Below are 22,488 nucleotides of genomic sequence, written 5' to 3' on the forward strand. Positions count from 1 at the left end.
TCTCTGCGTGTCCTGCTGCTTGCGTCTGTCGCTGTCGATCGCGAAGTCGATCTCGAAGTTGATCTCGTATCACCGGTCACCGCCCGGACGATGGTGGCACGAAGAGCCGCCCGGCGGAGGCATCAGGGCCATGTCGGTGGGGTGAGGCAGGATGAGACGGATGAGCCTGGAGGGACCCGTGGGACGGACCGGAGCGAGCGGAGCGGACGACTCCGGAGCGGCGGGCGAGCTGCCCCCGTACGCCGAGGCGGTGCTCGACGCCGCCGACCGGATCCCGCCGGGCCGGGTGATGACCTACGGGGACGTCGCCGAATGGCTCGGCGAGGGCGGACCCCGCCAGGTCGGCCGCGTCATGGCCCTCTACGGCGGCGGGGCCCCGTGGTGGCGGGTCGTCCGCGCCGACGGCGCCCTGCTCCCCGGCCACGAGCTGCGCGCCCTCGGGCACTACCGCGAGGAGGGCACCCCGCTCCGCGAGCGCGGCCCGGCGGCGGAGGGGCACCTGCCGAGGATCGACATGCGCCGGGCCCGCTGGGACGGCGTCGAAGCGGAACCCGGCGGCGAAGCGGAATGACCGGCGGGCCGCGCGGCGCGGCCCGTGCGTGCGGGATCTCACACGCGCGCGTGGCACCCCCGTGGCGCCCGGGCCCCCGCCCGTCCGGTCCCGGAGACACGGGCCCGCGAGCGCCCGGTTTCGCGTAACGTCGACGGGCATGCCGCCGACGGCGACGGATCCGCTGCCGGATCCGCCGGCGCATCCGGCAGAGGTACGGAGAGCGGTACGGGCCCCGGCACGCGCGCGTGCGCGCACCCGGACCCGCACCCGTCCGCGTACCGCTGCCCGCGCCTCCGCCGTCGTCACCGGCACCGCACGGACTACCCGCACCGCACGCACCACCCGCACCGCCCGCGCCACCTCACCACCGACCAGGACCGGCCCACCACGTGAGTTCCTCCTCCACCACCCGGCCAACGCCGCCGCACCAGGGACAGCCGTACCCGGGCGCGGGCAGGCAGCGGACCCCCGGCGCGTACCGGCTGGTGCGCACGGCGCCGGCCCCGGTGGATCCCCCTCAGCTGGACGCAGCCCAGCGGGCGGTGGTTGAGCACGACAGGGGACCGCTCCTCGTCCTCGCCGGACCCGGCACCGGGAAGACGACGACGCTGGTGGAGGCGGTCGCGACGCGCATGGAACGCGGCACCGACCCCGAGCGGATCCTCGTCCTCACCTTCAGCCGCAAGGCCGCCGTCGAACTCCGCGACCGGATGGCGACCCGGCTCGGCGGCCGCCGCCCGCCCCAGGCCACCACCTTCCACTCGTACTGCTACGCCCTCATCCGCGCCCACCAGGACGCCGAACTCTTCGCCGAACCCCTCCGGCTCCTCTCGGGCCCCGAGCAGGACCTCGCCGTCCGCGAACTCCTCGCCGGCCAGATCGACCTCGAACGGACCGGGATCGGCGGCGTCCGCTGGCCCGACGAACTCCGCGCCTGCCTCACCACGCGGGGCTTCGCCGACGAGGTCCGCGCCGTCCTCGCCCGCTCCCGCGAACTCGGCCTCGGCCCCGACGCGCTGCGCCGCTTCGCCGAACGCGTCGGCCGCCCCGACTGGAAGGCCGCCGCCGGCTTCCTCGCCGAGTACCTCGACGTCCTCGACCTCCAGGGCGTCCTCGACTACACCGAGCTCGTCCACCGGGCCGTGCTGCTCGCCGAACGGACCACCCTCCCCGCCTACGACGCCGTGTACGTCGACGAGTACCAGGACACCGACCCCGCCCAGGTCCGGCTCCTCACCGCGCTCACCGGCGGCGGCCGGAACACGGTCGTCGCCTTCGGCGACCCCGACCAGTCCATCTACGCCTTCCGCGGCGCCGACGTGAACGGCATCCTCGACTTCCCCGCCGCGTTCGGCGGAGCCCCGGTCCGCGTCCTCGGCACCTCCCGCCGCGCCGGCGCCGGCCTCCTCGCCGCCACCCGGCAGCTCACCCGGCGCATGCCGCTGACCCGGCTGCCCGCGGCCGCCGTCCGCGCCCACCGCGAGCTGTCGCCGGTACGCGACGGAGGCCGCGCCGAGGCGTACACGTACCCCACCGCCTCCGCCGAGTCCGAGAACATCGCCGACCTGCTGCGCCGCGCCCACCTGGAGGACGGCGTCCCCTGGCACGACATGGCCGTCCTCGTCCGTGCCGCCGCCCCCCTCCCCTCCCTCCGCCGAGCCCTCACCTCGGCCGGCGTCCCCGTGGAGACGGACACGGCCGACACTCCGCTGCGCCACGAACCGGCGGTGGCACCCCTGCTGCTGGCGCTGAGGGCGGTCGCGACCCAGGTTGTGGGCAGGCGTTCCGCAGGGGCGGAACGGGTGGGCACAACCGACCACGGCGCCGAACCGGCCCCCGAGCTTGAACCCGCACCGGCCCCCGAGCCCGGGTCCGAGCCCGGGTCCGAGCCCGGGTCCGGTCCCGTACCGGCCCCCGAGCCCGGTCCCGCACCGGCCCCCGAGCCCGGGTCCGAGCCCGGGTCCGGTCCCGTACCGGCCCCCGAGCCCGGTCCCGTACCGGCCCCCGAGCCCCGTCCCGCACAGGCCCCCGGGTCCGGGACCTGGCTCCCCGTGGAGACGGCTCTCGAACTCCTGGCCTCGCCCCTCGGCGGCGTGGACCCGGCCGACCTCAGGCGACTGGGCCGCGCCCTCCGAGAGGAGCACCGCGCCGCGGGCGACAAGCTCCCGCCCCCCTCCGACGTCCTCCTCACCCGCGCCCTCGCCGAACCCGAACGCCTCGCCGCCCACGACCCCGCCTACGCCCGCGGCGCCCAGCGCCTCGGCCGCCTCCTCCAGGAGGCCCGTGCCCTCCTCGCCACCGGCGGCACCGCCGAGGAGGTCCTCTGGCTCCTCTGGAACGGCACGCCCTGGCCCGGCCGCCTGGAGCGCGCCGCCCTCCGCGGCGGCCCGGCCGGCCGCAACGCCGACCGCGACCTCGACGCCGTCTGCGCCCTCTTCGAGACCGCCGCCCGCGCCGAGGAACGGCTCGGCGGCCGCGGTGTCCTCAACTTCCTGGAGGAGCTCGACGCCCAGGACATCGCCGCCGACACCCTGACCCGCCGCCACACCCGCCCGGACGCGGTCCGGCTGATGACCGCCCACCGCTCCAAGGGCCTGGAGTGGGGCCTCGTCGTCGTCGCCGGCGTCCAGGAGGGCCTCTGGCCCGACCTGCGCCGCCGCGGCTCCCTCCTCGAAGCCGACCGCATCGGCCGCGACGGCCTCGCCGAACCCCTCACCGCCGGCGCCCTCCTCGCCGAGGAGCGCCGCCTCTTCTACGTCGCCGCCACCCGCGCCCGCGAACGGCTCGTCGTCACCGCCGTGAAGGCCCCCGCCGAGGACGGCGACCAGCCCTCCCGCTTCCTCGCCGAGCTGGGCGCCGAGCCGAAGGAGGTGCCGGGCCGGCCCCGCCGCCCGCTCGCCGTCTCCGCGCTCGTCGCCGAGCTGCGCGCCACCACCGTCGACCCGGACGCCTCGCCCGCGCTCCGCGACGCCGCCGCCCGCCGCCTCGCCTCCCTCGCCGCCCTCGCCGACGAGGACGGGCAGCCGATGGTCCCGGCCGCCCACCCGGACCGCTGGTGGGGGCTGCACGAGCCGACCCGCGGCGAGGTGCCGCTGCGCGACCGTGACCGGCCCGTCGCGCTCTCCCCGAGCGCCCTGGAGAACCTCGCCGCCACCTGCTCCCTCCAGTGGTTCCTGGGCCGCGAGGTGAAGGCCGCCGAACCCGCCTCCGCCGCGCAGGGCTTCGGCAACGTCGTCCACGTCCTCGCCGACGAGGTCGCCTCCGGCCGCACCCCCGCCGACCTGGACGTCCTCATGACCCGCCTCGACACCGTGTGGGACGCCCTCGCCTTCGACGCCCCGTGGAAGTCCGCGCAGGAGAAGGAGCACGCGCGCGTGGCGCTCGAACGCTTCCTGCGCTGGCACGTGATGGACCGCGGCGCCCGTACCCCCGTCGCCTCCGAACACGGCTTCGACGTCACCCTGGACGCGGGGGAGTACCAGGTCCGCATCCGCGGCTCCATGGACCGCGTCGAGACGGACGCGGAGGGCCGGGCGTACGTCGTCGACTTCAAGACCGGCAAGTCCGCGCCCACCCGGGACGAGGTCGCCCACCACCCGCAGCTCGCCGTCTACCAGCTCGCCGTCCGCGAGGGCGCCCTCGACGAGGTCCTCGACGGCCGCCGCCCCGAGCCCGGCGGCGCCGAACTCGTCCAGCTGCGCCAGGCCGCCCCCAAGAAGGAGGGCGGCGACGCCCTGCCCAAGGTGCAGGCCCAGCGGCCGCCGGACGGCGAGTGGGTCGGCGAGCTGCTCGCCACCGCCGCCGGCAGGGTCCTCGACGAGCGCTTCACCCCGACCGCCGGACAGCACTGCGCGAACTGCTCCTTCCGCGCCGCGTGCAGCGCCCGACCGGAGGGCCGCCAGGTCGTCGACTGAGTGAGAGTGACGGGAGTCACGTTTCCATCCGTGCATCCTTTCGTGACCCCGGCTTGTCACTTTGTGGGCGGCACCCCATAAGGTCGCCGTCAAGAAAAGCTGTGAATCTTCGCTTTCGAACACGCCGAAAGCACCACCAAGCACGCTGAGGAGTACGCGCATGAGGGCCAACCGGAAGCTCTGGGCCACCGCGGCGATCTGTCTGACCGTCGTCGTCGGTGTCACCGGCTGCGGCAAGGGCGACGACAAGGCCGCCGACCCCTTCGCGGGCCTCTCCGCCGACGACATCGCCAAGAAGGCCGTCGAGACGACCAAGGGCGCCACCTCCGTCCACATGAAGGGCGAGGGCAAGGACGACGGCAAGGACATGAAGGTCGACTTCTCCGTCGACGACAAGGGCACCTGCCAGGGCTCCATGTCCATGGCCGAGGGCGGCAAGGCCGAGGTCATGCGCACCGGCGGCTTCACCTACATGAAGGGCGACGACGCCTTCTACAAGGGCACCGCGGGCGAGGACGGCTCCTCGGCCGAGGAGGCCGGCGCCATCGCCACGCTGCTCAACGGCCGCTGGATGAAGCTCCCCGCCGACGACGCGGACTCCAACGACATGGGCGAGTTCTGCGACCTGAAGGCGCTCTTCGCCGACATGGACAAGGACACCGAGACCACCGGTCTCACCCGCGAGGCCGACGCCGACGTCGACGGCACCGCCGCCGTCGTCCTCAAGAGCAAGGCCGACAAGAAGGGCGAGACCACCACGCTGTTCGTGGCCAAGGACTCCGCCAAGCCGTACATCCTCCGCTCCGTCACCGCCGGCGGCGACGAGCCCGGCACGGTCACCCTCAGCGACTTCGACAAGCCGCTGACCGTCACCGCCCCGCCGGCCGACCAGGTCATGGACATGGAGGCGCTGATGAAGGCCGGCGCCGGCAGCTGACCCCCGGCACCGAGTAGCGGCCACGCGCGCGTGGGGCGACCCTGGTGACAGGGTCCGGGGACTCCGGGGGAACTCCGGGGGAACTCCGGGGGGACGAGGAGGCTCGTATGAGGTCCCAGTCCAGCCACCGGAAGCTCCGCGCCGCGGCCGTCGCCGTCGTCGCCGCCGTCGCGGTCCCCGCCCCGGCGGCGGCCTGGGCGGCGACGACGCCGCAGGGCCCCGCCCCGGCCGTCGCGGCCCCGACCCCCGATCCCTTCGACGGGCTCACCCCCGCCGAGATCGCCGACCGGGCCGTCGACGCCACCCGCTCCGCCCACTCCCTGCGCATGACCGGACAGGTCGTGTCCGAAGGACAGGACCTCGACGTCGACCTCTCCGTCGACGACCAGGGCTCCTGCCAGGGCCGCATCGGAGTCGACGAGGGCGAGGCGGAACTCCGCCGGCTCGACGGCGTCACCTACATGAAGGGCGACGCGGCCTTCTGGCGGATCTCCATGACCGCCGAGGGCGTCCCCGAGAACCAGATCGACCCGGTCATCGAACTCGTCGAGGGCCGCTGGCTCAAGATCGGCCCCGGCGAGGCCGGCAGCGCCGACCTCGCCGAGGTGTGCGACCTCGACCTGCTCCTCGACGACCTCGGCGAGGACCAGGACGGCAGCGCCGGCCTCACCCGCGGCCCCGACCGCGAGATCGACGGCGACCCCGTCGCGACCCTCGTGGAGAAGGAGTCCGGCGAGACCACCACCGCCTCCGTCGCCCAGGAGGGCAAGCCGTACATCCGCCAGGTCGTCAGTACCGGCGGCGACGAACCCGGCTCGATGACCCTCTCCGAGTTCGACCGCCCGGTGGAGGTCACCGCCCCGCCCGCCGACGAGATCGTCGACCTCTCCCGGCTCGACACCGGCACCTCCGCCTGAAACCCGCAGGTCAGGCCCGTACCGGACGGGAATGTCCGACCGTCCGGTTAGCCTCTTCAAGGTGACCGCACGCATCACCGACCCCGAGCAGCTCAAGGAGCTCCTCGGCATCCCCTTCACGCCGGAGCAGACGGCCTGCATCACCGCGCCGCCCGCCCCGCAGGTCATCGTGGCCGGAGCCGGCTCCGGCAAGACCACGGTGATGGCGGCCCGGGTCGTGTGGCTGGTCGGCACCGGACAGGTCGCCCCCGAGCAGGTCCTCGGCCTCACCTTCACCAACAAGGCCGCGGGCGAACTCGCCGAGCGCGTCCGCACCGCCCTCGTCCGCGCCGGCGTCACCGACCCCGACCCGGTCGACCCGGAGAACCCTCCCGGCGAGCCCCGCATCTCCACGTACCACGCCTTCGCCGGGCAGCTCCTCACCGACCACGGCCTGCGCATCGGCCTCGAACCGACCTCCCGGCTCCTCGCCGACGCCACCCGCTACCAGCTCGCCGCGCGCGTGCTCCGCGAGGCCCCCGGGCCGTACCCCGCGCTCACCAAGTCCTTCCCGACCCTCGTCGAGAACCTCCTCGCGCTCGACGCCGAACTGGCCGAGCACCTCGTCGAGCCCGCCGAGCTCCTCGCGTACGACGCCGAGCTCCTCACCGCCCTCGCCGAGGCCCGGCTCACCAACGACGACCTGCGCAAGCTCCCCGAGACGGCCACCGCCCGCCGCGAGCTCACCGGACTCGTCACCCGCTACCGGGCCGCCAAGCGCTCCCGCGACCTCCTCGACTTCGGCGACCAGATCGCCCTCTCCGCGCGCCTCGCCACCACCCGCCCCGAGGTCGGCGCGATCCTCCGCGACGAATACCGGGTCGTCCTCCTCGACGAGTACCAGGACACCTCCGTCGCCCAGCGGCTCCTCCTCTCCGGCCTCTTCGGCCAGGGCACCGGCCACCCCGTCACCGCCGTCGGCGACCCCTGCCAGGCCATCTACGGCTGGCGCGGCGCCTCCGTCGCCAACCTCGACGACTTCCCGGCCCACTTCCCGCACGCCGACGGCACCCCCGCGAGCCGCCAGTCGCTCTCCGAGAACCGGCGCAGCGGCGGCCGCCTCCTCGACCTCGCCAACGGCCTCGCCACCCCGCTGCGCGCCCTGCACGCGGGCGTGGAGGCGCTGCGCCCCGCGCCCGGCGCCGAGGCCGACGGCACCGTCCGCGTCGCCCTCCTGCCCACCCACGCGGAGGAGCTCGACTGGCTCGCCGACTCCCTCGCCCACCTCGTCCGCACCGGCCGCGAGCCCGGCTCCATGGCCGTCCTGTGCCGCACCGCCGGCGACTTCCCCGCGATCCAGGCGGCGCTCGTCGCCCGTGGCGTCCCCGTCGAGGTCGTCGGCCTCTCCGGCCTCCTCCACCTCCCCGAGGTCGCCGACCTCGTCGCCGTCTGCGAGGTCCTCCAGGACCCCGGGGCGAACGCCTCCCTGGTCCGCCTCCTCACCGGTCCCCGCTGGCGCATCGGCCCCCGCGACCTCGCCCTCCTCGGCCGCCGCGCCCGCCTCCTCGTCCGCCACGGCGGCGCCGACCCCGACCCGGCGCAGCGGCTCGCCGCCGCCGTCGAGGGCGTCGACCCCGCCGAGGTGACCTCGCTCGCCGACGCCCTCGACACCTTCCTCGACTCCGGCGGCCACCCCGACGACGGCCTGCCGTTCTCCGCCGAGGCCCGGGTCCGCTTCGCGCACCTCGCCGCCGAGCTGCGCTCGCTCCGCGCCTCCCTCGCCGACCCCCTGATGGACGTCCTCCACCGGGTCCTGACCGTCACCGGCCTCGAAGTGGAGCTCTCCGCCTCCCCGCACGCGCTCGCCGCCCGCCGCCGCGAGACCCTAGGCAACTTCCTGGACGTGGCCGCCGGCTTCGCCTCCCTCGACGGCGAGGCCAGCCTCCTCGCCTTCCTCGGCTTCCTGCGCACCGCCGTCCAGTTCGAGAAGGGCCTCGACAACGCCCTGCCGGGCGGCGAGAACACCGTGAAGGTCCTCACCGCCCACAAGTCCAAGGGCCTGGAGTGGGACGTCGTCGCCGTCCCCGGCCTGGTCGCCGGCCAGTTCCCGTCCGCACGCGCGCGTGAGTCGTGGACCTCCCAGCCCCAGGTCCTCCCGCACGCCCTGCGCGGCGACGCGGCGACCCTCCCGGACCTCGACGCCTGGGACGCCGCCGCCATGAAGTCCTTCAAGGCGGCGATGACGGACCACCAGCACACCGAGGAACTCCGCCTCGGCTACGTCACCTTCACCCGCCCCCGTACCCTCCTCCTCGCCTCCGCCCACTGGTGGGGCCCCTCCCAGAAGAAGCCCCGGGGCCCCTCGGCCTTCATGCAGTCCCTGTACGACCACTGCGAGCGGGGCCACGGCGACATCGAGGCGTGGGCACAAGCCCCGGAGAAGGACGAGGGCAACCCCCTCCTGGCGGAGGCCACCGGCGACCTCCCGTGGCCGCTCCCGCTCGACGAGGAGGCCCTGGCCCGCCGCAGGCGGGCGGCGGAGCACGTCAGGGCCGCCCTGCGGGCCCTCCCCCCGCGGGACGGCCGCGTCACCCGGCCGAGCCCCGCCCCCGCCCTCCCGGACCGGCCCGCCGAGGGCCTCTGGCTCCCCGGCGACCTCGCGGAGGAGCCCCCGTACGAGCCCGGGGACGCCCGGTACGACGAGCCCCCGTACGAGCCCGGCGACGCCCCGTTCGACGAGCCGCCGTACGAGCCGGAGGAGGCTCCGTACGACGAGCCCCCGGGCACCCCGGCCCCGCACGGCGGGCCCGCGCGCGGCGCCGTCCCGGCCGACGCGATCCCGCACCCCCGGGAGCACGGGCTCACCCCGGAGGAGGCCCGCACCATCACCTCCTGGGACAAGGACCTCACCGCCCTCACCGCGGAGCTGCACCGCACCCGCGCCACCACCCGGGACGTCCTCCTCCCCGCCTACCTCTCCGCCTCCCAGGTGATACGCCTGGCCGAGGACCCGGACGCCTTCGCGCAGGAGCTGGCCAGGCCCATGCCCCAGCGCCCGCAGCCCGCGGCCCGCCGGGGCACCCGCTTCCACGCGTGGGTGGAGTCCCGCTTCGAGGAGCTGCCGCTGCCGTTCCTCGCCCCGGACGAGCTCCCCGGCGGCGAGGACTTCGCGGGCGAGCCGGAGATCGTCGACGAGCGGGACCTGGAGAGCCTCAAGGAGGCCTTCGCGCGCACCCCGTACGCCCACCGCACCCCGTACCGCGTGGAGGTCCCCGTCCACCTCACCCTGGCGGGCCGGGTGGTCCGGGGCCGGATCGACGCCGTCTACCGGGACCCGGACTCGGGGGCGTACGAGATCGTCGACTGGAAGACCAGCCGGCACCGCACCGCCGACCCCCTCCAACTGGCGCTGTACCGGCTCGCCTGGGCCGAGCAGCACGGCCTGGACCCGGAGGAGGTGGCCGCCGCCTTCGTCTACGTACGGACCGGCGAGGTGGCCCGGCCGGCCCGGCTGCCCGGGCGGGCCGAGCTGGAGGCGATCCTGCTGGGCGGGGCACCCTCCGGCGCCGGATAGGCTCGTGACCATGAGCGAGACCCCGGACAGCGCCGTCCACCCCGTACGCGCGTACATCGCGCAGCACCGCGCCGCCTTCCTCGGCGACCTCGCCGAGTGGCTGCGGATCCCGTCCGTGTCGGCGCAGCCGGAGCGCGCCGGGGACGTGCGGCGCAGCGCCGACTGGCTCGCCGGCGCCCTCAAGGACACGGGGTTCCCCACGGTCGAGGTGTGGGAGACGGACGGGGCTCCGGCGGTGTTCGCCGAGTGGCCGTCCGACGACCCGGACGCGCCCACGGTCCTGGTCTACGGCCACCACGACGTGCAGCCGGCGGCCCGCGAGGACGGCTGGCACACCGACCCCTTCGAGCCGACCGTCGTCGACGGACGGATGTACGCGCGCGGGGCGGCCGACGACAAGGGCCAGGTCTTCTTCCACACGCTCGGCGTCCGCGCCCACCTCGCCGCCACCGGCCGCACGACGCCTGCCGTCCGTCTGAAGCTGCTCGTGGAGGGCGAGGAGGAGTCCGGCTCGCCGCACTTCCGCGCGCTCGTCGAGCAGCGCGCCGACCGGCTCGCCGCCGATGCGGTGATCGTCTCCGACACCGGCATGTGGTCCGAGACCACCCCCACCGTCTGCACCGGCATGCGCGGGGTCGCCGACTGCGAGATCGACCTGTACGGCCCCGACCAGGACATCCACTCCGGTTCCTTCGGCGGCGCCGTGCCCAACCCGGCGACCGTCGCGGGCCGGATCGTCGCCGCCCTCCACGACGACGGCGAGCGGGTCGCGATCCCCGGCTTCTACGACGGGGTGGCCGAGCTCACCGAGGCCGAGCGGCGGCTCGTCGCCGAGCTGCCCTTCGACGAGGCGGCCTGGCTGCGCACCGCCAAGTCCCACGCCACCCTCGGCGAGGCCGGCCACTCGACCCTGGAGCGCGTCTGGGCCCGCCCGACGGCCGAGGTCAACGGCATCGGCGGCGGCTACCAGGGCCCCGGCGGCAAGACGATCGTGCCCGCCTCCGCCCACCTCAAGCTGTCCTTCCGGCTGGTCGCCGGACAGGACCCGGACCGGATCGAGACGCTGGTACGGGAGTGGCTGGCCGGACTCGTGCCGGCCGGGATCCGGTACGACGTCGTCTTCGGCGCCCCGACCCGCCCCTGCCTCACCCCGCTCGGCCACCCGGCCCTGACGGCGGTGGCCGGGGCGATGAGCCGGGCCTTCGACGGGGCCACCGTCCGCTACACGCGCGAGGGCGGCTCGGGACCGGCCGCCGACCTCCAGGACGTCCTGGACGCGCCCGTGCTCTTCCTGGGCATCTCGGTCCCGTCCGACGGCTGGCACGCGCCGAACGAGAAGATCGAGCTCGACCTCCTCATGAAGGGCGTCGAGACGACCGCGTACCTGTGGGGCGACCTCCCGGCCGCCCTGCGCGCCGGCGGGCGCTGAGGCGCGGGGCCGGAGCCGTAATGACCGACACCGATCCGGGGGAGTAGGAAACACCTGTGGACACCCTGAGCAACGCGTTCGCGGACCACCCGATCTCGCTCACCGCCCCGAGCGGGATCGACCGCGCCGCCCACCACCGTCTCGACGAGGCGTGGCTGGCGGCCGCCTGGAGCCACCCGACCACCCGGGTCTTCGTGGTCTCCGGCGGCCAGGTGCTGATCGACGACCGGCCCGACGGCACCACCGAGCTGGTCATGACCCCGGCGTTCGAGGCGCCGATGACCGAGACGCACCGCTACTTCCTCGGCACCGACGCCGACGGGGTCTCCTACTTCGCGCTCCAGAAGGACTCGCTGCCCGGCCGCATGGACCAGTCGGCGCGCCCGGCCGGCCTGCGCGAGGCCGGTCTGCTGCTCTCGCCGCGCGACGCGGGCCTGATGACCCACGCGGTGGCCCTGGAGAACTGGCAGCGCCTGCACCGCTTCTGCTCCCGCTGCGGCGACCGCACGGTGATCGCGGCCGCGGGGCACATCCGCCGCTGCCAGACCTGCGGCGCCGAGCACTACCCGCGGACCGACCCGGCCGTGATCATGCTGGTCACCGACGACCAGGACCGGGCGCTCCTCGGCCGCCAGGTGCACTGGCCGGAGGGCCGCTTCTCCACGCTCGCCGGCTTCGTCGAGCCCGGTGAGGCGATCGAGGCGGCGGTGGTCCGGGAGGTCTTCGAGGAGGCCGGCGTCACCGTCGGCGAGGTCTCCTACGTGGCCAGCCAGCCGTGGCCCTTCCCGTCCAGCCTGATGCTCGGCTTCTTCGCCCGGGCCACCTCCCCGGAGATCGAGGTCGACGGCGAGGAGATCGACGAGGCCCGCTGGTTCTCCCGCGAGGACCTGGAGGCCGGCTTCGCCTCGGGCGAGATCCTCCCGCCGTACGGCATCTCGATCGCCTCCCGCCTCATCGAGCTCTGGTACGGCAAGCCCCTGCCGAAGCCCGGCGACGTCGTCTGAGCCGCTCCGGCTCCGCCCGGCCCCGTCAGCCCGCCGCGGGCGACGGGGCCGAGCCGTCCCCGGCGCCGTCCGCGCTCCCGGGCAGCAGGGGCCGGCCCTCGATCGCCGCTCTCACGTGCTCCTCGGTCAGCCGGTCGCTTCCGTGCGCGGCGGCGAACGCCTGGAGCCGGCCGAGCGGGGTGTCCGGCGCCGCCGGTCCCTCGGCGATCGTGAAGCCCTGGACCTGCGCCCAGAACTCCGCCCCCACGTCCTGCGGGTCGTTGCTGTCCATGCCGGGGACGCTAGCGCCCGCCACTGACAAAGGGCCCCCGGCCGGTGTGGCCGGGGGCCCTTCGCCCGTGCGGAGGAGGCGCGGTCAGGCGCCGAGCGCCTGCTTGACCTGGGCCAGGCTGGGGTCGGCGACTGTCGCTTGTTGGTCGAGGTCGGCCAGTGTCCCTCGATCGGGTGAGCGGGGGTGGTTTCCGGGATCTCGCGTCGTGTGGCACGCATGATCGGTGGTGGGAGCCGAGTTCGATGCGTTCAGGAGGTGGGGTGACCGGTGGCGCGTAAACGTGGCAGGAGGCGTGGGTTGCGGGCCATCGCGGCCCCGTTCACGGTTGCCGCGCCCGGTGGGGCGCGCATCCGGGACCGGCTGCGGGTCACCTCGGGGGAGGCGGAGGTGCTCCGGCTGATCGGTGATCATCTGGGCCGCCTCCAGCGGACGGATCTCGCGTTGCGGGTCGGGGTCGGTCGGGTGAAGGCCGGGGAGAACCGGCGGGCGGAGCGGAAAAAGAAGCTCACCGCCGGCTCGTCGTCGCGGTGGGCCGGGGCGATGACCCGCGCCAGCGAGGACCAGTACCAACTCTCCCTGCGCTGCCTGTACGACGAGCGGGCGTCGCTCGGCCGGGCATCGCGTGCCATCGAGATACGGATCGCGGTGCCGTGCGGGGAGCGGAAGGGCAAGGCCCGGGGCTATGCGGACCAAGGCGAACGGTGGGCGAAGCAGCGCCGCCTCGCCATGCTCCGGACCCGTCTCGCGCGGGTCGATGCCCGTATCGAGTCCGGTCGGCCGGGCATTGTCGTGGGCGGTCGGCGGCTGGCCAGGGTGCGGCACAGCCTTGCCGATGCCGGGCTCACCGAGGCGCAGTGGCGGCAGCGCTGGGACGCTGCCCGGCTGTTCCTCACCGCCGACGGAGAGTCTGGCGTCCCGTACGGCAACTACACCATCAGCGTGGACCCGAGTGACGGCGGTGTGACGATCGTGCTGCCCGAGCCGCTGCGACACCTGGCGAACGCACCCCGTGGCAGGTATCGGCTCACGTGCACGGTCGGCTTCCCGCACCGGCGGGAGGAGTGGCTGGACCGGGTCACCGCGAACCGGGCCGTACGGTACGACGTCGTCCACGATCCGGCGCGCGACCGCTGGTACCTCGACGCGTCCTGGGCCAACGAGACCGCCTTGCTGCCCACCCCCGAGGAGCTCCGCGCCCTCGGCGGACGTCTCCTTGGCGTGGACCTGAACGCCGACCACCTGGCCGCCTACGTCCTCGACCCGCAGGGCAACCCCATCGGCGCACCCCTCACCATTCCCCTTGACCTGACCGGCCCCGCGTCCCAGCGGGACGGCCGCCTGCGCGCGGCGATCTCCCGACTCCTGCGCACCGCCCGTGAGCACGGCTGCGCGGGGATCGCAATCGAGAACCTGGGTTTCGGTGACGCCCGCGCCATCGGCCGCGAGACCATGGGACGCGGTAGGCGCGGCAAGACGTTCCGCCGCACCGTGGCGGGTATCCCCACCGCGAAGTTCCGCGAACGCCTGCGCTCGATGGCGTTCCACGCCGGCCTCGTCGTGCTTGCGGTCGATCCGGCGTACACCAGCGTCTGGGGCGAGCGGTACTGGAAGACCCCGCTCCAGCAGCAGAACCAGAAGAACCAGCAGACCACGGTCACCCGGCACCACGGTGCTTCGGTGGCCATCGCACGACGCGCCCTCGGGCACCGGGTGCGGCGTCGGCCAGGTGTGACCGCCCACGACCGGAGGATCGTGACGCGGAGAGCTACCGGCCAGGCCGCACCCACCCCGAGGGCGTGTGGGACCGCGAGCCCACCCAGGACAGCGAGCACGCCCCTACCGGGCGGCAAGACTCGACCGCGCCGAAGTGACCAGCCCGCGTTGTTCCCGACCTCGAAGACCGTTCGCGAGGTCACTGGCCCCTCACCGGCCCGGTTAGCGACAGTTCGGCCAACACCGGCCAACAACGCTAAGAACGGTTCGTCATGACGACCTCGGCGGCGCCGAATGTGGGTACCACCTGGACGGTCGGGACGGTCTTGAGCGATGGGCGGAGGTCGAGCACGTCGTCCCAGGCGCTCCCGTACGTCGGGGCCACGGCTGAAGAGGTCAAGGCGCTGCCCGGAATCATCGTCACCGTGGAACGAGCGTGGGAAGGCCGGTCGCCCGAACACCGCTTTCACACTCCGCGGTGACGGTTCCCGTCACCCTGAGCCGCAGCCGGCCAGCGCGGAGCGTGAGGAGAACCGCGCCACGGTCGTCCGACTCGACGCCTACCGCCCGGCCCCCACTCCGGCCCCTGTGAGGCAGTCACCTACTCCCGTTCCCGCCGTAACCGGCAACCCGTTCCGCGCCCTGCTCTGAACCGACCGAACAAACCAAAGAACGCCCCTGCCGAGAATGGCAGGGGCGTTCGTTTGTTGCTGCACCCTCGTAGATTCCGGGACGCCTCTGCGCCGCCGCCGGACCTTACGGCCGTGGCTTGTCCCCAGCCACCAAGAGCGTGCCGGTGCGGCGCCCCGGCGGCGGGGCGATGATCTGGGCCCGTACGTTTACGAACCCGGCTTCCTTCAACCGTGCCTCCCACTCGTCCGGCTCGTAGTCCCAGCGCTTGACGTACAGCGGCTCACCGGGCACAGGCGGCTTCATCTGTGTCGCCTGAGGGCCGACGCAACCAGGGAGCGCGGGAGGGTTCTGGGAAAACGCGTACCGGCCGCCGGGGGCGAGAGCTTCGAGCACCAGGGGGAGAAGGGCGTCAGGGTCAGTGAACCAGGACGCACCATAGACGCTGTAGATCAGGTCATACGGCACCGGTGACGCCGCGAGGAAGCTCAGCGCGTCCGACACGTGCACAGCCAGATTCGGGTACCTGTCTTCGGCTGACTGCACCTGCAAGGGAGACAGGTCGATACCGGAGGCGTCGGCGCCGAGGGTGGCGACATGGGCAAGGTTGCCGCCCGGCCCACACCCGAGCTCAAGGACATGCTTGCCAGGGCCGATGTCTCCGAGGGCTTCCACGCCGGGCCCGTGGTCGGGATAGATCGTCCAGTTGAACCACGTGGTCTCACCGGCCGCGTTGGTCTTGGCCCGGCCGGGCCTGTCCGTGGCCCACTGGTTCCACGCCTCTACGTCGTGCACGTCTCTCCCTGGAATGTGGCGGTGCCCCCAAGGCCATGACGACCTTGGGGGCTGTGCGTTGCCGGGACGGTCATTCTCCGCCCAACGGGCTTACTTCTTAGGGCTGTTGTGGCATCCCGCGTGGCACTGCGTGCAGTCGGACGCCTCCACGAACGGCGTCTCCGTGCAGTCGGCCGCGTCCTCGCCGGGCCAGAACTCGGCGTCGACGTCGTACCCGGCCGCCCGGATGGCGTCCGTCGTCCGTGTGAGTGCCGCCCGACCCTTCTCCGGGTCGGTGCCGCTCTCGTTGTCCTCCGGGACGTGGTGGATGTAGTCCACGCCGATGGACTTGCAGAAGACCGTGTAGGGGGCCGTCCGCAGGATGAACGCGTGCCAGAACAGGTCCACACGGAGCGACGGGGTCAGCGGCTCCGTGGAGTGCGCGACGGTGCCGAGGTAGGCCGCCATCTGCTGCACGCCGCGCGCGCCGAGCTCGTCGGTCAGTTCGGGCCAGGTCTTGCGCACGTCCGCGATGAGGCGGGCGGACAGCTCCGGGGTGATCGGTTCGGCCGTGGTCGGCCTGGTGGTCGTGCTCACGGTGGTGCCTCCGTTCGGGCAGCGCGCACGCTGCCAGTAGGGGACTGTGTGAGTGGACTTGCAGAGACCCCGCCCTGCCGCGCCGGTCGGTGGCGGACACGGGAGGGCGGGAGATCAGAGGGGCCGGGTTCTACTCGGCTCTGGTAACCCTGGCGTGGTCGGTGCAGACCCGCCGGAAGAGGTCGTGGTCGGGGTTGCGGCCTGTGTGGCGTAGGGCCCAGTCCTGCGCGGTGTTCTGGAGTTCCTGCGGCCCCGACTCTTCGTGGCAGTCGGGATGGGTGCAGAACAGTTCGTAGGTCATGCCGCCGTCCGGCTCATGCCGGATGGTGTGGTTCACGAACCGAAGAACAGTCCGGCTCACTTCTTGGCCGCCTTCTGTCCGGCCGGCTCGTCGGGGGTGCACTGGTTGCCCGTGTGCGTGTAGACGACGTTCGCCAAGACACCGGGGTCCCTGCCAGCCTCGTAGCCGCGCCGGACGCGTTCCAGCGGCCCGACTTCCCGCTTGCATCGGTTGCACGTCGAGCCCTTCGGCGCGTACGTGCCGTACTCCCATGTCGTTGTTGCCATCGTCTTCACCCTCCGGCCTGCGCGGTGCCTTGAGAGTGCTCCAAGCCCCTGGCTACAGGTAGGGGCATCTGTAGGGGCAAGTGGTGTTCGAGCGTGGCCGATTGGCCGCACGGAGATCCGCTCAGGGGCATGATGGGCGCATGCGGATCGGGGACCTGATCAGGGAGCTTCGGAAGGCGCGCGGCTGGTCTCAAGGGCGCCTTGCGTCTGAGCTCAACGACGCTTTCGGGACGAACCTTGACCGGGAGTACGTGAGCCGGTGGGAGCGTTCGAAGAACGTCCCGTCCGACTACTACCTAGCGAAGCTTTCGGCCGTCCTGGACGTGCCGCTAGCGGTTCTTGAGGGTGACGTGAAGCGACGTACGTTCCTGACGGACGCGGCAGGGGCCGCGATAGCCCCTGTGGTGGCCTCTGACCTGTTGTCGGCAGGGTTCTCGGCACGGCTCCATGGCGGGCCGTCTGCGGACGCGTGGGAGGCGAAGCTAGCCACGTACGGAACCGACTACATGTCCATGGGTGCTGCCGACATTCAGCGTCGCGTGTCGGGTGAGCTTGTCGTGGTGCAGCAACAGCTGGACGACCCTCGGCTGTGGTCGGTCGCGTCGCGGCTGATGACCTTGTACGCGAAGACGTTCCCGGGGTCGGACGGCTCGAAGGCTGTGCACTGGTACCGGCTGGCGGTAGAGGCCGCAGACGAGTCGGGGAACCTTGCTGCCCGGGTGTGGGTGCGTGGCCGGGCAGCTATCGCACTCGGCTACGAGGGGGCCTCGCTCGGAGTGGCGGACATCCTTGCCGATCAGGCCATGGCGGCGAGCGACAAGCCTTCTCTTGGGCTACTGAACGCGATCTATGGCAAGGCTCACGCTGCCGCACTGCGGGGTGACAGGGCTACGGCCCTGGCTCTGGACGCGAAGGGGCGCCGGATCTTCGACGCGGCCGGGTCTCACGAACAAACCTCTGACTACGCCGTGCCGTGGTGGCGGGTGAACGTGTTCCGGTCCCTGTTGCTGGCTCGGCTCGGGGACGAGCGGGGAGCGGTCGAGGCACAGGACGCGGCGCGGGTGGAGCTACCGGCGGAGCTTCCCCGGTTTGCCACGCACCTTGAGCTTCACCGGGGCCTCATGCTCGCCCGGTCCGGGGATCGCGCGGGAGGTGTGGCGTACGCACAGGCCGCCATGGATGCCCTGCCACCGGAGAAGCACTCGCTGACCCTGCGGATGCTCATGGACGAGATCCGGGCATGAGCAGGGCCCCCGCCGAAGCGGGGGCCCTGTCGTATATACGGGGGATCGGGAGGGTCAGACGGCGAGAGCCTGCTTGACCTGGGCCAGGCTCGGGTTCGTCATGACCGACTCAGCACCAGAGGGGGCAATTACCAACACCGTGGGGACGGTCTGGTTCCCGCCGTTGGCCTGCTCGACGAAGGCGGCCGACGCGGGGTCCAGCTCGATGTTGATCTCGGTGTAGGCGATGCCCTCGCGGTCCAGCTGGCCCTTCAGCCGGCGGCAGTAGCCGCACCACTCGGTGCTGTACATCGTCACGGTGCCCTGCATGGCCAGGCGCTCCTCTGGGTCGGGGTCGGGGGTCGGTGCCGAAGGAAGAACGTACGCCACCGGGCCGGCCATTCCCGCACGCCGGGTGAGCTGCGCCGCTTCCCGCGCACGGCCGGGGTGATCATGCGACGGTACGACCGCGCCCTCGGGCCTGTGGACGACGCACCGCACCGGCCCGCCCGACCTGGCAGCATGGCGGAGTGACAGCAGCAACGCACTCCCCTCTCTTCCCGCGGGTCCCGGAGACCGCCGACGCGGTGCTCGACGGGCTCGACCCGGAGCAGCGCGAGGTCGCGCTCGCCCTGCACGGCCCGGTCTGCGTCCTCGCGGGCGCCGGCACGGGCAAGACGCGGGCGATCACCCACCGGATCGCCTACGGGGTGCGGGCCGGCGTGCTGCCGCCCGCGAGCGTGCTCGCCGTCACCTTCACCAACCGCGCCGCGGGCGAGATGCGCGGCCGGCTCCGCCAGCTCGGCGCGGGCGGCGTGCAGGCCCGCACCTTCCACTCGGCGGCCCTCCGGCAGCTCCAGTTCTTCTGGCCGAAAGCGATCGGTGGCCCGCTGCCCCGGCTCGTCGAGCGGAAGGTCCAGCTCGTCGCCGAGGCCGCGGCCCGCTGCCGGGTCCGGCTCGACCGCGGCGAGCTGCGGGACGTCACCGCGGAGATCGAGTGGGCCAAGGTCACCCAGACCGTGCCCGCCGACTACCCGGCGGCCGTCGCCCGCGCCCGGCGCGACGCCCCCCGGGACCCGGCCGAGATCGGCCAGCTCTACGCGATGTACGAGCAGCTCAAGGGCGAGCGCTCGGTGATCGACTTCGAGGACGTGCTGCTGCTCACCGTCGGCATCCTCCAGGACCGCCACGACATCGCCGAGCAGATCCGCGGCCAGTACCAGCACTTCGTCGTCGACGAGTACCAGGACGTCTCCCCGCTCCAGCAGCGCCTCCTGGAGCTGTGGCTGGGGGAGCGGGACAGCCTCTGCGTGGTCGGCGACGCCAGCCAGACCATCTACTCCTTCACCGGCGCCACCCCCGACCACCTGCTGGACTTCCGCCTCCGCCACCCGCGCGCGACCGTGGTCAAGCTGGTCCGCGACTACCGCTCCACCCCCCAGGTCGTCCACCTCGCCAACGGCCTGCTCAACCAGGCCAGCGGCCGGGCCGCCGACCACCGCCTGGAGCTGATCTCGCAGCGCGAGGCCGGCCCCGAGCCGGTCTACACCGAGTACGGCGACGAGCCCGCCGAGGCCGAGGGCACCGCCCGCCGGGTCCGCGACCTGATCGCCGCCGGAGTCCCCGCCGGCGAGATCGCCGTCCTCTACCGGATCAACGCCCAGTCGGAGGTCTACGAGCAGGCCCTCGCCGACGCCGGCGTCCCCTACCAGCTGCGCGGCGCCGAGCGCTTCTTCGAGCGCCAGGAGGTACGGGAGGCGGGCGCGGCCCTGCGCGGCGCGGCCCGCTTCGGGGCGAACGACTCGCTCCTCGACGGCGCCGACGACCTCCCGGCCCAGGTGCGAGCGGTGCTTTCCGGCCAAGGCTGGTCCAGCGAACCGCCGGCCGGTTCCGGCGCCGTCCGCGACCGCTGGGAGTCGCTCGCCGCGCTCGCCCGGCTCGCCGACGACTTCGCCGCCGCCCGCCCCGGCGCCACCCTCTCCGACCTCGTCGCCGAGCTCGACGAGCGGGCCGCCGCCCAGCACGCCCCCACCGTCCAGGGCGTCACCCTCGCCTCGCTGCACGCCGCCAAGGGCCTGGAGTGGGACGCCGTCTTCCTCGTCGGCCTGACCGACGGCATGCTGCCGATCACCTACGCCAAGACGGACGAGCAGATCGAGGAGGAGCGCCGGCTCCTCTACGTGGGCGTCACCCGGGCCCGCGTGCACCTGACCCTGTCCTGGGCGCTCTCCCGCTCCCCGGGCGGCCGCGCCTCCCGGGTCCCGAGCCGCTTCCTCAAGGGGCTGCGCCCCGGCTCCGGCAGCCGGGCCGGCGGGTACGCCGCGGCCGGCGGCATCGAGCGGGGCGGCTCCGGCGGCCCGGCCGGGGCGGGCGCCCGCCGCCGCCCGCGCGGCCCGGTCCGCTGCCGGGTCTGCGGCACCACCCTCACCGAGGCCGGCGCCATGAAGCTCCTCCGCTGCGAGGACTGCCCCTCGGACATGGACGAGGGCCTGTACGAGCGGCTGCACGCCTGGCGGGGCGAGCGGGCCCGCGAGCTCGGCCAGCCCGCCTATTGCGTCTTCACCGACAAGACGCTCATGGCGATCGCCGAGCGCGTCCCCTCCTCCGGCGGCGAGCTCGCCATGATCGCCGGGGTCGGCACCCGCAAGCTGGACCGCTTCGGAGCCGATGTCCTCGCCATCTGCGCAGGTGAAGAGGGTGTGACGGAGCCGACGGAAGACTGATCGAAACTCGTGGGAAAAATAGTTTGCGCCCGCCCCGTCAAGCCCCATAGGTTCGTAACCACGCAACAGCGGCTTCATATGAAGCCCTGTCTCGTGCTGTACTTGTCCAAATGAACATCGAGAGCCCGGCTCACCCCCGAGCTCTCCGAGACGCCGAGAGGAGGCGATTCCAGTGATCAGCAACATCAAGAGCACCACCGTCATCAACGACACCGTCGTCAGCACCGCCAAAATGACCGATCGCTCGGTCGTCTCCGCCTGCTCGCTCGGCCTCTCCGCCTTCGCGCTCCTTGGCAGCGGTCTGCCCGTCACCGGTCTGTCCGGTCGCGGCATGGCCGCCATCGAGCGCGACGAGCGACCGACCAAGGCACGGGTGGCTGAAGAGACCAAGGCCGGCTTCACGGCCTATGGCTTCGCGGCAGCCGGTGCCGGCAAGCAGCAGACGACGACGCAGCACCACACGATGTGGGCCTTCCGTGGGCTCGAACCCTGGAGTGATCCAGCCTGACCCGATCAGGCCGGCGCCTTCAGGGCCGCGGAACCCCACCCGGGATCCGCGGCCCTTCTGTTTGTCCCCGAACGGGGACGACGGAGCGAAGGGGCCTCGGGACAACCAACCCGGTACCAGCCGAAGACCCGGCCGACCGGCCGGAAACGACCAGACGAGGAAAGACACCCGTGCAACTCGAAGCGCACGCCCCGTCCGTACCGCCTTCCGAAACGATCCCCCCGTCCGGCCTCACGGAGGACCACGCCTTGACCCCCCTGACATCGCTCACCGCGCTCGACGACGCCATCGAGAACCTCGGCGTCCCGGTCCCCTGCCGGGCCTACGACCCGGAGGTCTTCTTCGCGGAGTCCCCGGCCGACGTCGAGTACGCGAAGTCCCTCTGCAAGACCTGCCCGCTGGTCGCGGCCTGCCTTGCCGGCGCCAAGGAGCGCCGTGAGCCCTGGGGTGTCTGGGGCGGCGAGCTCTTCGTCCAGGGCGTGGTCGTCGCCCGCAAGCGGCCCCGTGGCCGCCCGCGCAAGAACCCGGTCGCGGCATGACCGCCCTGACCTGGGAGGCAGTACCCCACAAGGCCCCCAGGCGCACCGGAACGATCGACCACCCCCTCACGCACGATCCCCAGAAGCAGGCCCCGATGACCACGTCCGCCTTCGAGCCCATCCGCTCCGCTACCCCCGACTTCTCCACCGCCGGCGCCCCCGCGTCGCACCAGAACAGGACCCGTGACATGCAACTCATCCCAGAAGCCCTGGCCCGTGCCCATATGCGCGAGCGCCGGCGTGAGGCCGAGGCGGAACGTCAGGCCGTGCGCCTGATCGCCGCCCGGCGCATGCAGCGCCGCGCCGAGCGCGTCTCGCTGCGCGCCCGCCGCGCCCTCGCCATGGCCGTCATGAACTGAGCGCCCCGCGTCCCCGCGGGGGCCGGTCCGAACGGACCGGCCCCCGCGGTGCGTTGCACCACGGCGGCCGCCCCGCCGGGCTATCGTCACGAGGATGAACGAGCCCCGCGCCGCGGAGGAGCCCGTGGCCTGCGCACGCTGCGGCAGGACCGCCGACACCCTCCCGATCACCTGGACCTGCTCCGTCGAGAACGGCCGCCGTCAGTACTTCTGCGAGGAGTGCGCCCGCGCCCACATCCGGGCCATCGAGGGCCGCCTCGACTCCTCCTGGTGGTGA

The 22,488-nt window shown here is 73.3% G+C and carries 20 protein-coding genes; 14 read left to right on the forward strand and 6 right to left on the reverse strand.

All coding sequences use genetic code 11. The annotated features are described in order from the left end of the window. Positions 1–160 precede the first annotated feature (160 nt). The 7 genes from ABZ621_RS19455 to nudC all read left to right on the forward strand — a co-directional run bounded on the left by ABZ621_RS19455 (position 161) and on the right by nudC (position 12,307). Positions 161–571 carry an MGMT family protein gene (locus ABZ621_RS19455; protein ID WP_360606039.1) on the forward strand — a complete coding sequence of 137 codons (411 nt, stop codon included), beginning with the start codon at positions 161–163 and terminating at the stop codon, positions 569–571. A 488-nt stretch (positions 572–1,059) separates the two neighbouring features. Beyond that, on the forward strand, positions 1,060–4,467 hold the full coding sequence (locus ABZ621_RS19460) for a UvrD-helicase domain-containing protein (RefSeq protein ID WP_360606126.1): 3,408 nt from the start codon (positions 1,060–1,062) through the stop codon (positions 4,465–4,467). Positions 4,468–4,627: 160 nt separating this feature from the next. Then, positions 4,628–5,404: a hypothetical protein gene (locus ABZ621_RS19465; RefSeq protein ID WP_360606041.1), complete on the forward strand. Its 777-nt coding sequence runs from the start codon at positions 4,628–4,630 to the stop codon at positions 5,402–5,404. 107 nt (positions 5,405–5,511) lie between these two features. Then, positions 5,512–6,321: a hypothetical protein gene (locus tag ABZ621_RS19470; protein WP_360606043.1), complete on the forward strand. Its 810-nt coding sequence runs from the start codon at positions 5,512–5,514 to the stop codon at positions 6,319–6,321. A 61-nt stretch (positions 6,322–6,382) separates the two neighbouring features. After that, complete coding sequence (locus ABZ621_RS19475; RefSeq protein WP_360606045.1) at positions 6,383–9,874, forward strand: UvrD-helicase domain-containing protein; 3,492 nt, start codon at positions 6,383–6,385, stop codon at positions 9,872–9,874. A 10-nt stretch (positions 9,875–9,884) separates the two neighbouring features. After that, entirely contained in the window at positions 9,885–11,303 is a 1,419-nt protein-coding gene (locus tag ABZ621_RS19480; protein ID WP_360606047.1) for a dipeptidase, read from the forward strand. A gap of 56 nt (positions 11,304–11,359) precedes the next feature. Next, positions 11,360–12,307 (forward strand): NAD(+) diphosphatase, encoded by a 948-nt coding sequence (gene nudC, locus ABZ621_RS19485; protein WP_360606049.1) that lies wholly within the window; start codon positions 11,360–11,362, stop codon positions 12,305–12,307. A gap of 25 nt (positions 12,308–12,332) precedes the next feature. On the opposite strand, the gene ABZ621_RS19490 is transcribed toward nudC, so the two are convergent. Beyond that, complete coding sequence (locus tag ABZ621_RS19490; protein ID WP_360606051.1) at positions 12,333–12,578, reverse strand: hypothetical protein; 246 nt, start codon at positions 12,576–12,578, stop codon at positions 12,333–12,335. 297 nt (positions 12,579–12,875) lie between these two features. Between ABZ621_RS19490 and ABZ621_RS19495 the strand changes: the two genes are divergently transcribed. Then, positions 12,876–14,567: a hypothetical protein gene (locus tag ABZ621_RS19495; protein ID WP_360606053.1), complete on the forward strand. Its 1,692-nt coding sequence runs from the start codon at positions 12,876–12,878 to the stop codon at positions 14,565–14,567. Positions 14,568–15,047: 480 nt separating this feature from the next. On the opposite strand, the gene ABZ621_RS19500 is transcribed toward ABZ621_RS19495, so the two are convergent. The 4 genes from ABZ621_RS19500 to ABZ621_RS19515 form a co-directional block, all read right to left on the reverse strand. Beyond that, the gene (locus ABZ621_RS19500) at positions 15,048–15,716 is read right to left on the reverse strand and encodes a class I SAM-dependent methyltransferase (RefSeq protein WP_360606055.1); all 669 of its coding nucleotides are present in this window, start codon (positions 15,714–15,716) and stop codon (positions 15,048–15,050) included. Positions 15,717–15,806: 90 nt separating this feature from the next. Next, entirely contained in the window at positions 15,807–16,292 is a 486-nt protein-coding gene (locus tag ABZ621_RS19505) for a hypothetical protein (protein WP_360606057.1), read from the reverse strand. 130 nt (positions 16,293–16,422) lie between these two features. Then, positions 16,423–16,629: a hypothetical protein gene (locus ABZ621_RS19510; protein WP_360606059.1), complete on the reverse strand. Its 207-nt coding sequence runs from the start codon at positions 16,627–16,629 to the stop codon at positions 16,423–16,425. Positions 16,630–16,649: 20 nt separating this feature from the next. Continuing rightward, positions 16,650–16,859 carry a hypothetical protein gene (locus tag ABZ621_RS19515; RefSeq protein WP_360606061.1) on the reverse strand — a complete coding sequence of 70 codons (210 nt, stop codon included), beginning with the start codon at positions 16,857–16,859 and terminating at the stop codon, positions 16,650–16,652. A gap of 140 nt (positions 16,860–16,999) precedes the next feature. On the opposite strand from ABZ621_RS19515, the gene ABZ621_RS19520 reads away from it, so the two are divergent. Next, complete coding sequence (locus ABZ621_RS19520; protein ID WP_360606063.1) at positions 17,000–18,103, forward strand: helix-turn-helix transcriptional regulator; 1,104 nt, start codon at positions 17,000–17,002, stop codon at positions 18,101–18,103. Between the two features lie 54 nt (positions 18,104–18,157). Here the strand turns inward: ABZ621_RS19520 and ABZ621_RS19525 are convergent, their stop codons facing one another. Then, positions 18,158–18,412, reverse strand: a complete 255-nt coding sequence (locus tag ABZ621_RS19525) for a glutaredoxin domain-containing protein (protein WP_360606065.1) — start codon at positions 18,410–18,412, stop codon at positions 18,158–18,160. A gap of 200 nt (positions 18,413–18,612) precedes the next feature. Between ABZ621_RS19525 and ABZ621_RS19530 the strand changes: the two genes are divergently transcribed. The 5 genes from ABZ621_RS19530 (at position 18,613) to ABZ621_RS19550 (ending at position 22,488) form a co-directional block, all read left to right on the forward strand. Next, positions 18,613–20,805: an ATP-dependent DNA helicase UvrD2 gene (locus ABZ621_RS19530; protein ID WP_360606067.1), complete on the forward strand. Its 2,193-nt coding sequence runs from the start codon at positions 18,613–18,615 to the stop codon at positions 20,803–20,805. Between the two features lie 172 nt (positions 20,806–20,977). Next, a complete protein-coding gene (locus tag ABZ621_RS19535) occupies positions 20,978–21,313 on the forward strand; it encodes a hypothetical protein (RefSeq protein ID WP_360606069.1) in 336 nt (111 codons plus the stop codon). Positions 21,314–21,483: 170 nt separating this feature from the next. Beyond that, positions 21,484–21,852, forward strand: a complete 369-nt coding sequence (locus ABZ621_RS19540) for a WhiB family transcriptional regulator (RefSeq protein ID WP_031013886.1) — start codon at positions 21,484–21,486, stop codon at positions 21,850–21,852. Next, positions 21,849–22,211: a hypothetical protein gene (locus ABZ621_RS19545; protein WP_360606071.1), complete on the forward strand. Its 363-nt coding sequence runs from the start codon at positions 21,849–21,851 to the stop codon at positions 22,209–22,211. Before ABZ621_RS19540 ends, ABZ621_RS19545 begins: the two co-directional genes overlap by 4 nt. A gap of 94 nt (positions 22,212–22,305) precedes the next feature. Further along, positions 22,306–22,488, forward strand: a complete 183-nt coding sequence (locus ABZ621_RS19550) for a hypothetical protein (RefSeq protein ID WP_360606072.1) — start codon at positions 22,306–22,308, stop codon at positions 22,486–22,488.

This window comes from Streptomyces sp. NPDC007863, from assembly GCF_040633895.1.
Taxonomy (GTDB): Bacteria; Actinomycetota; Actinomycetes; order Streptomycetales; family Streptomycetaceae; genus Streptomyces.

What these genes read in the sequence shown, in the direction of transcription:
- ABZ621_RS19455 (WP_360606039.1), top strand. Translation starts at nt 161, where the DNA reads ATGAGCCTGGAGGGACCCGTGGGACGGACCGGAGCGAGCGGAGCGGAC.
- ABZ621_RS19465 (WP_360606041.1), top strand. Translation starts at nt 4,628, where the DNA reads ATGAGGGCCAACCGGAAGCTCTGGGCCACCGCGGCGATCTGTCTGACC.
- ABZ621_RS19470 (WP_360606043.1), top strand. Translation starts at nt 5,512, where the DNA reads ATGAGGTCCCAGTCCAGCCACCGGAAGCTCCGCGCCGCGGCCGTCGCC.
- ABZ621_RS19480 (WP_360606047.1), top strand. Translation starts at nt 9,885, where the DNA reads ATGAGCGAGACCCCGGACAGCGCCGTCCACCCCGTACGCGCGTACATC.
- ABZ621_RS19490 (WP_360606051.1), bottom strand. Translation starts at nt 12,578, where the DNA reads ATGGACAGCAACGACCCGCAGGACGTGGGGGCGGAGTTCTGGGCGCAG.
- ABZ621_RS19515 (WP_360606061.1), bottom strand. Translation starts at nt 16,859, where the DNA reads ATGGCAACAACGACATGGGAGTACGGCACGTACGCGCCGAAGGGCTCG.
- ABZ621_RS19520 (WP_360606063.1), top strand. Translation starts at nt 17,000, where the DNA reads ATGCGGATCGGGGACCTGATCAGGGAGCTTCGGAAGGCGCGCGGCTGG.
- ABZ621_RS19525 (WP_360606065.1), bottom strand. Translation starts at nt 18,412, where the DNA reads ATGCAGGGCACCGTGACGATGTACAGCACCGAGTGGTGCGGCTACTGC.
- ABZ621_RS19545 (WP_360606071.1), top strand. Translation starts at nt 21,849, where the DNA reads ATGACCGCCCTGACCTGGGAGGCAGTACCCCACAAGGCCCCCAGGCGC.
- ABZ621_RS19550 (WP_360606072.1), top strand. Translation starts at nt 22,306, where the DNA reads ATGAACGAGCCCCGCGCCGCGGAGGAGCCCGTGGCCTGCGCACGCTGC.